This is a genomic window from Hydrogenophaga sp., assembly GCF_019264445.1.
Lineage (GTDB): Bacteria > Pseudomonadota > Gammaproteobacteria > Burkholderiales > Burkholderiaceae_C > Hydrogenophaga.
In genome coordinates, this window is record NZ_JAHVAB010000025.1 from 1 (window position 1) to 13175 (window position 13175).

The window sequence follows — 13175 nt, forward strand, 5'->3', positions numbered from 1 at the left end:
CGGTGGTCCAGGGCCGCACCACTTGCGTGGAGCCGAAAAACGCCAGGGTGAACAGCGCAATCACGATGTGCGCGCAAAACACCGCCAGCGCATGGCGGCCCAGCAACTCCAGCGCGTGCGGGCGCGGCAGCACCCGCACGAGCCACGGCCCTGCGGACACCAGCACCAGGAACACGCTGGCGAAGTTCAGCACCCGCATCGGGCCCAGCGACCACTTGTCGAGCAGCATGCCCACCGCCGGCAGCCACGGCAGCGGGTCCTGGCCGGCCATGTGCCGCCACAGCAACATGCCCAGCGCATACAGCGATGCCGGCAGCAGCACCCACAGCGGCACGCGCGGCAGCGGTTTCTGGCGCGTGCCCAGCCACAGGCCAACCACCCACAGCATCTGCCAGGCCAGCCAGTGGAAGGCGCCCATGTCCTTGTACGGAACCGGCAGCCCGGTCAGGGCCACGGCCTCGTCGTACAGCAGTTGCCCCAGGCCCCACTGCTGCCCGAGCCAGAGCAGGCCACTGACCGCGAGCACGCCGCGCCAGCCCTGCTGCAAGCCACGCCGCAGCAGCCAGGGGCTGGCCAGCATGAACACGATGTACATCGGCAAGATGTCCAGCAGGGGCGGGTTGTGCAGGAGCAGGGCGGCGCCCACCACCGCCGAGGCAGGATCAATAAAGAAGAACTCCAGCAAACCCGTGACGCCTCCCTGGCGGTTGTGCACGCCGAGCCAGGCAATCGCGGTAAAGGCCAGCAGCAACAGGCCCAGTTGGCAGACGTAGAGCTTGAGCGCCCGGGCATGGAAGGCCGTCTGCATGGCATCGAGGCCGTCGCGTCGGCCGCGCTGGCCGTACACGCGACCGGCCATGTAAGCCGAGAGGAACACAAAGCCCTCCGCGGCCGACACAAAGCCAAACGGCTGACCCGATGGCAACGAATACATCGTCGGCATGTGGGTCAGCGTCATCAGGACGAGCATGAGGCCCCGCAGGGCGTCGAGCTCCCAGCGGCGTTGCGGGGCGTGTGGCATAGGGTTAACCAGTAAAGGCCGCGATCATGCCAGAGCTGCACGCTCGCTGCCGCGTTGCCCCCGCAGCCCTGGCCTACACTCGTTGCATGCCCGAGACGCCCGCACCCGACGACGCCCATTTCATGCGCCTGGCGCTCGCCGAAGCACGGGCCGCCGCCCAGGCTGGAGAGGTGCCCGTGGGCGCGGTGGTGGTGAAAGAAGGCCGCGTGATTGCCACCGGCCGCAACGCCCCGATTGACGGCCACGACCCCACCGCGCACGCCGAAATCGTGGCCTTGCGCGCCGCCGCGCAGGCGCTGGGCAACTACCGGCTGGAGGGCTGCACGCTGTATGTGACGTTGGAGCCTTGCGCCATGTGCAGCGGCGCCATGCTGCATGCCCGCCTCTCGCGCGTGGTGTTTGGCGCACCCGACCCCAAGACCGGCGCCGCCGGCTCCGTGGTCGACCTCTTTGCCGTTCCGCAGATCAACCACCAGACCGCCGTGCAGGGCGGCGTGCTGGCCGACGAGGGCGCCGAGCTGCTGCGTGCCTTCTTCAAGCAGCGCCGCGTCAACCTCCACCCCCTCCGCGACGACGCCCTGCGCACGCCCGATGACCGTTTCGAGCAGCTGCCCGGCTACCCGTGGGCACCCCGCTACGTGAGCGATCTGCCTGCGCTGGCGGGCTGGCGCCTGCATTTTCTGGACGAAGGGCCGCGCGACGCGCTCGTGACCTGGCTGTGCCTGCACGGCAACCCGGCGTGGAGCTACCTCTACCGCCAGATGATCCCGACCTTCCTCGCCAGCGGCGCCCGTGTGGTCGCTCCCGACCTGATCGGCTTTGGCCGCAGCGACAAACCCAAGAAGGAGAGCGCCCACACGTTCACCTGGCACCGGCAAGTGCTGCTGGAATTCATCGAGCGCCTGAACTTGAACAACGTGGTGCTGGTGGTGCAGGACTGGGGTGGCCTGCTCGGCCTCACGCTGCCCATGGCCGCGCCCCAACGCTACCGCGGCTTGCTGGTGATGAACACGACGCTGGCCACTGGCGAGGCGGCGCTGTCGCCGGGTTTCCTGGCGTGGCGCAACATGTGTGCCCAGAACCCGGAATTCGACGTGGCACGGCTGTTTGCGCGCGGCAACCCGCACATGAGCGCCGAAGAATGCGCCGCGTACAACGCGCCCTTTCCCGATCGCGGGCACCGCGCGGCCTTGCGCGCGTTCCCGCCGCTGGTGCCGGAACACCTGCAAGACGACGGCGCGGCCATCAGCCGCCAGGCACGCGACTTCTGGTCGACGCGCTGGGAGGGGCAGAGCCTGATGGCCATCGGCCAGCAAGACCCCGTGCTGGGCGAGCCCGTCATGCGCGAACTGCACCGGCACATTCGCGGCTGCCCACCGCCGTTGTTGTTGCCGAAGGCCGGTCATTTCGTGCAGGAGCACGGACAGAGCGTGGCTCAGGCTGCGGTGAGCCATTTCGCTCGCGCCTCACACGGATAATCAAGCCCTTTTTGCATCGAAGAACATGAGCCAAGGTCACACCAGCAGTCCCTCCTGCAGCCACAGTCACGGTCCGAGGCACATCTACATTTACTCCCCCTCCAGCGCGGTGCGTGACAAGGCTGCGTTTCGCCGGGGCGTGGCACGGCTCAAGGCGCTGGGCCATGAGGTGGAGATCGACGAGGCAGCGCTCTTCAGCCACATGCGGTTTGCCGGCGATGACGCCACGCGGCTGGCGGCGATTGGCCGCGCCGCCGACAGCGGTGCCGACGTCGCGCTCATCTCACGCGGTGGCTACGGGCTCACCCGCATCGTGGGCGAGCTGCCCGTCAAAAAGATCGCCAAGGCCATCGAACGCGGGACGCAGTTCGTCGGCCTGAGCGACTTCACGGCGCTGCAGATGGCGGTGCTGGCCAAGACCGGTGCCACCACCTGGGCGGGCCCGGCGCTGGGTGAAGACTTCGGCGCTGAAACACCCGACGACATCATGGAAGCCTGCTTCGACGACCTTCTGGTGGGACACGGTGAAGGCGCTGGCTGGCGGTTGCCGGTGGGCGATGCCAGCGAGTTGTCAGCCTCTGGTGCCTTCAAGGTCAAGGGCGGCACGCTATGGGGCGGCAACCTGAACGTGATCTGCGCGCTGGTGGGCACGCCGTTTTTGCCGGCCATCAAAGGCGGCATCCTGTTTCTGGAGGATGCCAACGAGCATCCCTACCGGATCGAGCGGCAGCTCACGCAGCTGCTCAACGCCGGCATCATTGGCCAGCAGAAAGCGGTGTTGCTGGGCTCGTTCAACCGGTTCAAGCTGGTCCCCGGTTACGACCGTGGCTTCAACCTGAAAACGGTGGTGGAGTGGATGCGCTCGAAGACCAGGACGCCGGTGTTCACGGGCCTGCCTTTTGGCCACGTGCCGACCAAGGTGCTGTTGCCCGTGGGGCAGAAGGTCGAGTTGATGGTGGAAGGGCGCGATGCCCTGATCTACTGGGGCTGATGCGTCAATGCTGCAAGGCGGCGCTCAGCGGCGCATGCGGCAGGCGTCCACAAGGCTCTTGGGCACAAGACCCTGAAACACGGGAGAAAGGCTTTGCACACGGTGCACGGCCAGCGCCTCACCGTGCAACTGGCTCAGTACCGCCACCATCTCGGCGCGCGCAAACCACAGCGCGTGCGCGTCGTGCATGTATTTCAGCTTGCGGGTGAGTTGCGGATTGGCCTTGGCGCCGTCCTCTCCGAGCACTGCAAGCATGGCTTCGCGCACGGGCTCCAGGGACTCGGGCGAGTCCTTGCGCGCCTCAGGGCTGAGCAGTGCAGAAATGCTGTTGCGGATACCGGGTTTGAACCAGCGCATGGGAGTGGCCTCAACGACTTTGTATTAATTGGTTGCAGGATACGTCCCACATCCTTGCATTTGCAACCGGGAATGTTTGACAGAAGGCAAAAAACAACAAATAAATCATATGTTTACACGTGCTTTTTGAGCGAGCACCTGAGGTAAGTAGTACCTTTTTACGCTTTTGTTGACATTCTTGCGGTGGGTCCAACGACCACACGCACGCGGGCCGCGTGGCCTGGATGGCCGACGTGATGCGTCGTTCATGAAAAACAGGAGCTGTCGCGCTGCGAACAGCATGGCTTTTCACCGCGTCTGGATACCCCGGGTGGTGTGTTGTAATCCGGGCGATATTCCCTCTGTCCTATGGCCGAACTGACTATTGCTTTCGTGGATTTGACCGGCAGCGTCTCGGTGTTTGAAACACTGGGTAACGACCGTGCGACGAAGGCCGTGACCAAACTGACCCAGTGGATCGGCTCCATGGGGGTCGAAAACGGGGGGACGGTGGTGAAGATGCTGGGCGACGGCGTGTTGATGTCGTTTTCCAACAACCGCCATGCGGTCGACGCCATGGTCCTCATCCAGCAGGAACACGCCAAGCGCGTGATGCAATGGCCGGACCGCCTCAAGCTCATGATGCAGATCGGCATGGCGCGTGGGCAGGTGGTGGTGGTCGACGGCGATTGCTTCGGCGACGCGGTCAATGTGGCCTCTCGCTTGAGCGACCTTGCAGGTCCCGAGCAGATCATGGCCACCGACACGGTGATCCGCAAACTCGGCGCGCGCCATGGTGTGCGAAGCCGCAGCCTGGGGCCCATGCGCATCAAGGGCCGGGTCGAACCCTGCGAAGTGTTTCGGGTGGAGTGGCAGCCCGAGATGCTGTCCGAGTTCCTCACATTGCCTGCGGATCTGCACGCGCTGAGCCCGACGAAGGAGTCGGTGTTTGGCGGGTTCGAGCTCACCTGGCTCGACACCACCCACGCCTTCAGCCTGACCGATCTGCCCATGAAGATCGGCCGAGTCCCCGAGGCCGATTTCATCGTCAGCGACCCGCGCGTCTCGCGCATGCACGCCAGCATCGACATCCGCTCGGGCAACTACGTGCTCGAAGACATCAGCAGCTACGGCACGTGGGTGCGTTTCGGTGCGGGTGACAACGTCATCGCACTGCGTCGCCAGGAGTGTTTGTTGCACAGCGACGGTGAGATCGCCATGGGTGCGCCTTTCACCGACTTCACCACGCCCACCGTGAAGTTCAAGCTCGTTGAAGCGAACCTGTCGATCGGCGCGGGCGGCATCCGCAAATAGCGCCTGCGAGAGGGCAGAGGTGGCGTACCGGACGCATGCCTTGCCAGAGATAAAACCAACACCGGAGACCACACATCGTGCGCTGGATCAAACGACTTTTTGCCTTGCTGTCGCTCCTGCTGCTGGCCGCTGCGGCGCTCGCGGCCTTTTACGCGTACCGCAGCCTGCCCAAGATGAATGGCAGCCTTCAGATGGCGGGCTTGTCCGCTCCGGTGAAAGTGCATCGAGACGCCAGCGACGTGACGCACATCCTGGCCACGCAGCCGCGCGACGCCTGGATGGCCATGGGCTACGTGCACGCGCAGGAACGCGGCTGGCAAATGGAGTTCAACCGCCGGGTGATGCGCGGCACCTTGTCCGAGGTGCTGGGCCCCACCACACTGGAAACGGACAAACTCATGCGCACCCTGGGCTTGCGCGAAGCGGCGCGCCGACAGCTGCAAGGGTTGCCCGCCGACGCGCGCGAGGCGCTGCAGGCGTACAGCGATGGTGTGAACGCGTTCTTTGCGCATTCGGAGCAGCTGCTCACGCCAGAGTTTCTGCTGCTGGGCATTCGTCCTCAGGCGGAGGCCGCTGCCGGGCGCTACTGGGACCCGCTGGACAGCGTGGCCTGGTCGCTCATGATGGCGCTGGATCTGGGGGGCAACTGGGGCAATGAGTTTGCGCGCCTCTCCGCCCTGGAGGCCATCGACACCCCGGCGCTCTGGGAGTTGTTTCCGCCGTATCCCGGCGAGCAGCCGGCAGCCACGGCCGATCTGGCCAAGCTGTACCGCGAGTTGGGCGTGTACCGCGGCAAGACGGTTTCCTCATCGGCCGCGCCCCAGCCCGGCGGTCGCGATGGCCTCCTGGCCTCGGTGCGCGAGCAGATCGGAGCCGATCTTCAGCGCTGGGCCGACGAGCTGGGCAACATCGAAGGCAAGGGTTCGAACAACTGGGTGGTCAGTGGTGCTCGCAGCGCCACGGGTATGCCCTTGCTGGCCAACGATCCCCATCTGGGGTTGAGTGCACCGGCCATCTGGTACTTCGCGCGTCTGCAGGCGCCGGATGCGGGCAACACCAAAGGCATGGACGTGATCGGTGCCACGTTGCCGGGCACACCGTTTGTGGTGCTGGGCCGCACGCAGCAGGTCGCCTGGGGCTTCACCAACACCGGCCCCGACGTGCAAGACCTGTTTCTCGAGCAGATCAACCCGGCCAATCCGGCGCAGTACCGCGTGCCGTCCGCCAGCGATGAGCCCGCGTGGACGAACTTCGGCCTGCGCATGGAAACCATCCGTGTGAAAGGCCAGCCCGACATCAGCCACATGGTGCGCAGCACGCGCCACGGCCCGGTGCTCAGCGACGCGCAGGCGCGCCATGGCGAGGTGCTGGACACCAGCCGTTTTGTGCTCTCGCTGCGCTGGACCGCGCTCGACCAGGACAACCGCAACGTGGTGGCGACGATGGAGGCCAACCGGGCGCAAACGGTGGATGAGCTGCTGCGCGCCTTCCGCGACTTTCACTCCCCCATGCAGAGCGTGGTCATGGCCGACCGCAGCGGGCGCATTGCGTACAAGGCGGCAGGCAAGGTGCCGGTGCGATTGCCAGAGAACGACATTCGCGGCGTTGCCCCGGCACCGGGCTGGGACTTGCGCTACGACTGGGCTGGCTGGCTGCCCTACGAAGAAACCCCGCAGGACAGCGGCGCGCGCGGATGGATCGCCACCGCCAACCAGCGCATCCATGGCGCGGATTACCCGCATTTCTTGACGCAGGACTGGGCCGCGCCCTACCGGCAGGAGCGCATCGAAGCCATGCTGGCACAGACGCCCAAGCACACCCCCGACTCGTTTCGCGCCATGCACGCAGACCAGCAGTCGGCCGCCACGGTGCGACTCTTGCCGTTCCTGCAGAAGACCGCGTCCGATCACCCGCTGGCGGCCGCTGCCCAGGCGGCGCTGCGCGACTTCAATGGCGAGATGCGGCTCGGGTCTGCTGCGCCACTGATCTACAGCGCCTGGGTCGACGCATTCACGCGCCGCGTGATTGGCGAGCGCCTTGGGCAGGCGCGTTTTGAAGCCATGTACGGCAAGCGCCTGTTTCGCAACGCGGTGGAAGGCATCCTCGAGCGCAACGACACCAGTTGGTGCGGCGCGGCGGGCTGTGCTGCGGCCAGCAGCCTCGCACTGGCCGATGCGCTCAACCGCCTGAAGGCCGTGCATGGCGACGACGTGTCGACGTGGCGCTGGGGTGACGCCCACCCCGCCATTTCGATTCACCGGCCGTTCAGCAACGTGAAGCCGCTGGCCCGGTTCTTTGAAGTGCGCACGCCCACAGGTGGCGATCCGTTCACCGTCAACGTCGGCCAGTACCACCTCGACAAAGCGGATGCTCCCTACGCCAACCGCCATGCCGCTAGCCTGCGCGCGATCTACGACCTGGAAAACCTGGACAACTCCCGCTTCATCTACCAGACGGGGCAGAGCGGCAACGTGTTTTCCAGCCGTTACCGGGACATGAGCGAAGCCTGGGCTGCGGTGCAGTACCGCACGCTGACGATGAAGCCAGGGCAGTGGCGCTCGACCCTGGAGCTCAGGCCCTGAAGGGCTGCGGCCGCCGGCTACTTGAGGTTGCCGGAGAGGAACTGCGCCAGCCGCTCACTCTTGGGGCGCGCGAGCACTTCGGCGGGCACGCCCTGTTCTTCGATGCACCCCTTGTGCAGAAAGATGAGGTGGGACGACACCTCGCGCGCGAAACCCATTTCATGCGTCACCACGACCATGGTGCGGCCTTCCTCGGCCAGCAGCTTCATCACGCGCAACACCTCACCGACCAGTTCAGGGTCCAGTGCGCTGGTGGGTTCGTCGAACAGCATCACATCGGGCTCGACCGCGAGCGCCCGCGCAATCGCCACGCGCTGCTGTTGGCCGCCACTCATATGGGAGGGGTAGCGGTCTTCGACGCCGCGCAGGCCGACCCGCTCCAGGTAGCGGCGCGCTGTCTCCACCGCCTTGTCTTTGGGAATGCCCAGCACATTCACCGGCGCCTCGATGATGTTCTGCAGCACCGTCATGTGGGCCCACAGGTTGAAGTGCTGGAACACCATCGCCAGCTTGGTGCGCAGGCGTTGCAGCTGCGCGGCGTTCACCGCGCGCAGCTCGCCGTGCCGGTCGGCCTTGAGCTGCAGCTCTTCGCCAGCGAGCACGATGCGCCCGGCGTTCGGGTTCTCCAGCAGGTTGATGCAGCGCAGCAGGGTGCTCTTGCCGGAGCCGGAACTGCCGATCAGGCTGATCACGTCGCCTGCGCGGGCCTGCAGGGACACGCCTTTGAGCACTTCGTTGTTGCCAAAGCGCTTGTGGATGTCATGCACCTCCAGCAACGGGCGGCCGGGCGTTCGGGTGGCGGAGGATTCTGCGGTCATGGTTGTCAGTACCCGAAGAGATGGAAAGGTTCAGGCGCCCAGGAGGTCGCCGGACCGAAACGGGGTCGCGCCGGCGATCTTGCCGACTTCGCCGCCTGCCACGAGGTAGCGCTCGCGCACGGCGGCGTACAACACGCCCGCGACCTCAGCACGCACCGCGTGCACGCGCGCAGGGGCCGCGGTGGGGTCGATGACTTCCGCCACCACATCGCCCACGGACACGCTGTCGCCCGGCCGAGCCAGAAACACCAGCACACCCGGTACCGGCGAGCGCAAGGTTTGGGAGCCCGCCAGCGGCGTCGGTTCACAGGCCATGGGCGGCAGGGGGGTGGAGATCGCGCCACCGAGGGCGCCAACGTGCGCGAGGTACGCCTCGATCGCCTGGGCATCCTGGCGCGCGAGCCCGTGCGACACATCGGCTTCACCGCGCAGCTCCACGGTGGTGCTGGCGCAGGCCTGGGGCAGGGGGGCGTTCACGCCGGCGTCCTTGAGGGCCGCTGCCAGCTGCCACCACAGCCCCGAGAGGCGCTCGTCAAACGGACCGCCGCCCGATTCCCGGGCGAGCAGGACCGCGCGGCAACCCAGCAGACGCGCCAGCGGTTCGAACGGAGGCCAGCACGCTTCTTCACTGTAGAGATGCATCACCGCGTCGGTGTCGCAGTGCAGATCCAGCACCAGGTCGGCATCGTGCGAAAGCAGCAGCAGTTGTCGGCGCAGGCTTTCCAGTTCGGTGGCGGGTTGCCACTGGGTCAGCCACTGGCCCACCAGGCGTCTGACCGTTTCCACGTTGGCTCGTGCATCGGTGCCCATGAGAGGGAGCGCGTCTTCCACCACGGCCGCCGCCATATCGGGGTAGTGGCGGTTGAAGTTCTGGGCGGTGTCAAACTCGAAACGGCCCATGGCCCGATGGTTCAGCCGCTGCGCGAGGCCAACGGGATTGGCCGCGGGCACCAGAATGACTTCGCCGCGCAAGTGCCCAGACTGCTCCGCCGCTTCGAGGCGCTCGCGCAAGTGGTGGGCGACCAACATGCCTGGCAGTTCTTCAGCATGCAGGCTGGCCTGGATGTAGACCTTCGGTCGCGCGCCCTTCACGCCGAAATGAAAGGCCACAAGCGTCTTGTGGCTGCCCAGGCTCGGGCTCAGCAAGGGGTACTCGGTGCGTTGCATGGTCGGAATGCCGCGTTCGGGGTGCTCAGTGGCCGCGCGGCGCGAGGTGAGTCAGGAAGCGACGTTCAGCCAGTTTGAAGAGGCCCACGAGGCTGAAGGTGATCGTGAGGTAGATGGCCGCCGCGAAGATGTAAGCCTCAAAGGGCAGGTAGTAGTCGGAGTAGATGCGACTGGCTGCCGAGGTGACGTCGAGCATGGCGGGAACCGTGCTCGCCAGGCTGGTGGCGTGCAGCATCATCACCACCTCGTTGCTGTAGGCCGGCAACGTGCGGCGCATGGCACTGGGCAGCACGATGCGGCGCATGGCCTGCGCCGGGCTCATGCCCATGGCCTGCGCGGCCTCGATCTCGCCCGCCGATGTCTCGCGAATCGCGCCCGCAAGCATTTCCGCGGTGTACCCGGCGGTGTTCAGGCTGAAGGCGAGCAGGGCGCAGAAAAACGGTTCCTTGAAATGCGTCCATGGCCAGACGTCGTTCCAGCGCGCCTGGATCCAGTCGAGTTGCGCCAGGCCGTAATAAATCAGGTAAAGCTGAATCAGCAGCGGCGTGCCCCGGATCACATAGGTGTACGCCCCCACGATCCACCGCAGCGGCGCCACCGAGCTCGTGAGCGCGAGCGCAAACAGCACCGCCAGCACACTGCCCACCCCCACGGATGACAGCAACAGCCACAGCGTGGTGACCAGGCCCTCGCCGTACATGGCCAGCGTGCTGGGCTGAAAGATGATGTCCCACTTCATGCGCGATGCTCAGGCTTTGGCCCGCTTGACACCGAGGCTGAAACGCCGGTCGAGCCAGCGCAACGCCCACAGCGAGACGGTGGTGTACATCAGAAACAGTGCCGCAGCGAAGAGGAAAAAGGTGAACGGCTCACGTGTGGCCGCGCTGGCCTGCTTGGCCAGGTAGGTCATTTCCTGCAGGCCGATCAAGCTGACAAGGGCCGTGGCCTTGATGAGCACCAGCCAGTTGTTGGTGAAGCCGGGCAGGGCGTAGCGCACCATCTGGGGCGCCGTGATGCGAAAGAAGGTGCGCACAGGACCCATGCCGAAAGCCCAGGCGGCTTCCATCTGGCCCTTCGGAATCGACAAGATGGCGCCTCGGAACGTCTCGGTCATGTAGGCCCCATAGATGAAGCCGATGGTGAGCACGCCCGCCAGGAAGGGGTTGATGTCGGCCGAGGACTTGCTGCCCAGGGCCGCCAGCAGATGATTGAGCCCGATGGTGCCGCCATAAAAAATCAGCAGCATGAGCACCAGTTCGGGGATGCCTCGCACCAACGTGGTGTAGACAGTGGCCAGTCCCACCAGCGCGGGACGGCCTGAGAGCTTGGCCACAGCGCCCAGCAACCCCAGCACGATGGCCACCAGAAGGGCGGCCAGGGAAACGCCCACCGTGAGGAGGGCGCCCTGCAGGATCGAGGCGAAGTAGCCGGACAAAACGCAACGGCTTAGTTGCCGTACACGTCGAAGTCGAAGTACTTCTTGCTCACCGTTTCGTATACGCCGTTGGAGCGGATGGCCTTGATGGCCGCATTCAGCTCATCCTTGAGCGCGGTCTCGCCCTTGCGCAAGGCAACACCCACGCCGGTGCCGAAGTACTTGGCCTCGCTCAGCACGGGGCCAACGAAACCGTAGCCCGCGCCTTCGGGCTTGCTCAGGAAGCCGCCATTGACTTCCACCTGGTCTGCCACGGTGCCGTCCAGACGACCCGACTTGATGTCGAGGTAGACCTGGTCCTGGGCTTCGTAGGGCACCACGCTGGCGCCTGCGGGCTTGAGTTCGCCCATGGCGTACTTCTCTTGCGTGCTGCCCTTGAGCACGCCGATCTTCTTGCCCTTGAGCGAAGCCAGATCGGTGAACGGCGTGCCGGTCTTCACGACGATGCGGCTTGGGGTGAAGTAGTACTTGTCGGAGAAGTCCACCACCTGCTGACGCTCTTCGGTCACCGACATCGAACTGATGATCACGTCGTACTTCTTGGCCTGCAGGCCGGGGATCATGCTGTCCCAGACCTGTTCGACGTACACGCACTTGCGCTTGATTTCCTTGCAGAGCGCGTCGGCGATGTCCACATCGAAACCAGTGGGTTTGCCATCGGCGGTCTTGAAGGTGAAGGGCTCGTAGGTCGGGTCGATGGCCACTTTGAGCTCGGGCATTTCGGCAGGTGCCGGCGCCGCGGCGGGCGCGGGTGCAGCAGGTGCTGCGGCCGTGGGAGGTGCTTCTGTTTTGCCGCAGCCCATCAGGGTGGCCGCGCCGATCAGGCTCAAGGACAAGAGAACATTTTTCATGAACACATCTTTCGTTGGAATGCCGCGTCGTTCGCGGCCATGGACAGGCGTTGCATTGTAAATCTCGGCCCCACCGCTCAAGGGACAGGGATGATGGTGTTTCCCCTATAGGCCATAGCAACATTTGCGCCGGGAGAGGTGGCTGATGGTGCGCCCAATCGTTCTTCTCTCTTAGTTCAATACTTTACATAATATACATCGTGGAAGGTCAAGGCAAGGCGGATCAACACCAGCCGGGACCGCGATCACCGGGCGTCAATAGCCCAGAAATTCAAATCGACCTATGCCAGCCTGGGTCTTTCTGTGGACGACGTGGCGAAGCTTCTTCGCGTGACACCTCGAACCCTACATAACTGGAATTCAGGGCGGCACGACATTCCGTATTCGGCCTACAAGCTGCTGCGAGTGCTGTTGCGCCACGAATTACCCGGTGATGAATGGGTGGGCTGGCATTTCCACCGGGGCAAGTTGTACACGCCAGAGGGCTACGCGATCGCAGCTCACGAGTCGGCTTGGTGGTCGCTGCTGATCCGCAAAGCGCACATGTTCACCACTTTGTACGCCGCCTTCCACGATCTCCAAGACACCCGAAAGGCCGGACGGGGTGTGACGCCAGCGGATGGCGGGGTGCGCAGCGCCTCCCAGCCGCAGGCGGCGCAGACCGGTCCGACCGACGCAGTCGGGCGGGCGGCGAAGCCGCCCGGCCTAGATTTATCCAATAAACACTTTAGAACCATGAGCACGGAAAAGGGCCCTTCTCATAGGGAAGCCGCTGACCTCCTCCAGCCACCCTCTTTCGTTAGTGGACGCTCACAAAAGCAGGGGCACGACCATGAACCAGTCTGACGCCCGCACCCTCCGGCAAGCCACCGACACGCTCGCCCAGGACATCTGGGAGTTCCAAGCTCTGGCCGAACACCTGAACGAGCCCGACAACCCTACCCCCCTCGCCCTCGTCCTCCGGCGCCATGCCGACCGCCTGCAAGCCTCCTACGAGGTCTTGGATGTGCTGCTCTCTGGGGGGATGGGGGCAATGGCCCCCATGGCGACACAAAAGCCTGAATCGCCAATTGATCAATTCGCGGCCCAGGTGCCTGACGGCCAATTACCTCGTTCGTGCCATGGCTGACATTACTCGGCCAATTGATGAATAATCTTCAAAGGAAATAGCATGGCTAATAG

General features: G+C 65.0%; 13 protein-coding genes. 6 read left to right on the plus strand and 7 right to left on the minus strand.

The genetic code is table 11. The annotated features are described in order from the left end of the window. A partial coding sequence (opgC, locus tag KXJ60_RS03130; protein WP_291124019.1) for an OpgC domain-containing protein occupies positions 1 to 1021 on the minus strand: 1021 nt, incomplete at its 3' end. An 86-nt stretch (positions 1022 to 1107) separates the two neighbouring features. Here opgC and tadA point away from each other — a divergent pair. Then, the gene (gene tadA / locus KXJ60_RS03135; protein WP_291124021.1) at positions 1108 to 2499 is read left to right on the plus strand and encodes a tRNA adenosine(34) deaminase TadA; all 1392 of its coding nucleotides are present in this window, start codon (positions 1108 to 1110) and stop codon (positions 2497 to 2499) included. Positions 2500 to 2524: 25 nt separating this feature from the next. Continuing rightward, positions 2525 to 3490, plus strand: a complete 966-nt coding sequence (locus KXJ60_RS03140) for an LD-carboxypeptidase (RefSeq protein WP_291124022.1) — start codon at positions 2525 to 2527, stop codon at positions 3488 to 3490. A gap of 24 nt (positions 3491 to 3514) precedes the next feature. Here KXJ60_RS03140 and KXJ60_RS03145 read toward each other — a convergent pair whose 3' ends face one another. Beyond that, complete coding sequence (locus KXJ60_RS03145) at positions 3515 to 3847, minus strand: hypothetical protein (protein WP_291124024.1); 333 nt, start codon at positions 3845 to 3847, stop codon at positions 3515 to 3517. A 348-nt stretch (positions 3848 to 4195) separates the two neighbouring features. Here KXJ60_RS03145 and KXJ60_RS03150 point away from each other — a divergent pair, with 348 nt between their 5' ends. Further along, positions 4196 to 5140 (plus strand): adenylate/guanylate cyclase domain-containing protein, encoded by a 945-nt coding sequence (locus tag KXJ60_RS03150; RefSeq protein ID WP_291124026.1) that lies wholly within the window; start codon positions 4196 to 4198, stop codon positions 5138 to 5140. Positions 5141 to 5217: 77 nt separating this feature from the next. Further along, positions 5218 to 7722, plus strand: coding sequence for a penicillin acylase family protein (locus KXJ60_RS03155; RefSeq protein ID WP_291124028.1), 2505 nt, complete (start codon positions 5218 to 5220; stop codon positions 7720 to 7722). A 17-nt stretch (positions 7723 to 7739) separates the two neighbouring features. Here KXJ60_RS03155 and KXJ60_RS03160 read toward each other — a convergent pair whose 3' ends face one another. The 5 genes from KXJ60_RS03160 to KXJ60_RS03180 are packed head-to-tail and all read right to left on the minus strand — an operon-like array spanning position 7740 to position 11993. Continuing rightward, entirely contained in the window at positions 7740 to 8540 is an 801-nt protein-coding gene (locus KXJ60_RS03160) for an ATP-binding cassette domain-containing protein (protein ID WP_291124030.1), read from the minus strand. A gap of 30 nt (positions 8541 to 8570) precedes the next feature. After that, positions 8571 to 9707 (minus strand): M14 family metallopeptidase, encoded by a 1137-nt coding sequence (locus tag KXJ60_RS03165; protein ID WP_291124031.1) that lies wholly within the window; start codon positions 9705 to 9707, stop codon positions 8571 to 8573. 25 nt (positions 9708 to 9732) lie between these two features. Continuing rightward, positions 9733 to 10446, minus strand: coding sequence for an ABC transporter permease (locus KXJ60_RS03170; protein WP_291124033.1), 714 nt, complete (start codon positions 10444 to 10446; stop codon positions 9733 to 9735). A 9-nt stretch (positions 10447 to 10455) separates the two neighbouring features. Then, positions 10456 to 11142 carry an ABC transporter permease gene (locus KXJ60_RS03175; protein WP_291124035.1) on the minus strand — a complete coding sequence of 229 codons (687 nt, stop codon included), beginning with the start codon at positions 11140 to 11142 and terminating at the stop codon, positions 10456 to 10458. Positions 11143 to 11153: 11 nt separating this feature from the next. Beyond that, a complete protein-coding gene (locus tag KXJ60_RS03180; protein ID WP_291124037.1) occupies positions 11154 to 11993 on the minus strand; it encodes an ABC transporter substrate-binding protein in 840 nt (279 codons plus the stop codon). Between the two features lie 258 nt (positions 11994 to 12251). Here KXJ60_RS03180 and KXJ60_RS03185 point away from each other — a divergent pair, with 258 nt between their 5' ends. Both KXJ60_RS03185 and KXJ60_RS03190 read left to right on the plus strand, forming a co-directional pair. Next, positions 12252 to 12839, plus strand: coding sequence for a VC1465 family Xer recombination activation factor (locus KXJ60_RS03185; RefSeq protein ID WP_291124164.1), 588 nt, complete (start codon positions 12252 to 12254; stop codon positions 12837 to 12839). Continuing rightward, positions 12826 to 13122 (plus strand): hypothetical protein, encoded by a 297-nt coding sequence (locus KXJ60_RS03190; RefSeq protein WP_291124038.1) that lies wholly within the window; start codon positions 12826 to 12828, stop codon positions 13120 to 13122. Before KXJ60_RS03185 ends, KXJ60_RS03190 begins: the two co-directional genes overlap by 14 nt. Positions 13123 to 13175 lie beyond the last annotated feature (53 nt).

Excerpts from the sequence above, each read along its gene's own strand:
- tadA (WP_291124021.1), top strand. The coding sequence starts at position 1,108 with ATGCCCGAGACGCCCGCACCCGACGACGCCCATTTCATGCGCCTGGCG.
- KXJ60_RS03140 (WP_291124022.1), top strand. The coding sequence starts at position 2,525 with ATGAGCCAAGGTCACACCAGCAGTCCCTCCTGCAGCCACAGTCACGGT.
- KXJ60_RS03145 (WP_291124024.1), bottom strand. The coding sequence starts at position 3,847 with ATGCGCTGGTTCAAACCCGGTATCCGCAACAGCATTTCTGCACTGCTC.
- KXJ60_RS03150 (WP_291124026.1), top strand. The coding sequence starts at position 4,196 with ATGGCCGAACTGACTATTGCTTTCGTGGATTTGACCGGCAGCGTCTCG.
- KXJ60_RS03160 (WP_291124030.1), bottom strand. The coding sequence starts at position 8,540 with ATGACCGCAGAATCCTCCGCCACCCGAACGCCCGGCCGCCCGTTGCTG.
- KXJ60_RS03165 (WP_291124031.1), bottom strand. The coding sequence starts at position 9,707 with ATGCAACGCACCGAGTACCCCTTGCTGAGCCCGAGCCTGGGCAGCCAC.
- KXJ60_RS03170 (WP_291124033.1), bottom strand. The coding sequence starts at position 10,446 with ATGAAGTGGGACATCATCTTTCAGCCCAGCACGCTGGCCATGTACGGC.
- KXJ60_RS03180 (WP_291124037.1), bottom strand. The coding sequence starts at position 11,993 with ATGAAAAATGTTCTCTTGTCCTTGAGCCTGATCGGCGCGGCCACCCTG.
- KXJ60_RS03190 (WP_291124038.1), top strand. The coding sequence starts at position 12,826 with ATGAACCAGTCTGACGCCCGCACCCTCCGGCAAGCCACCGACACGCTC.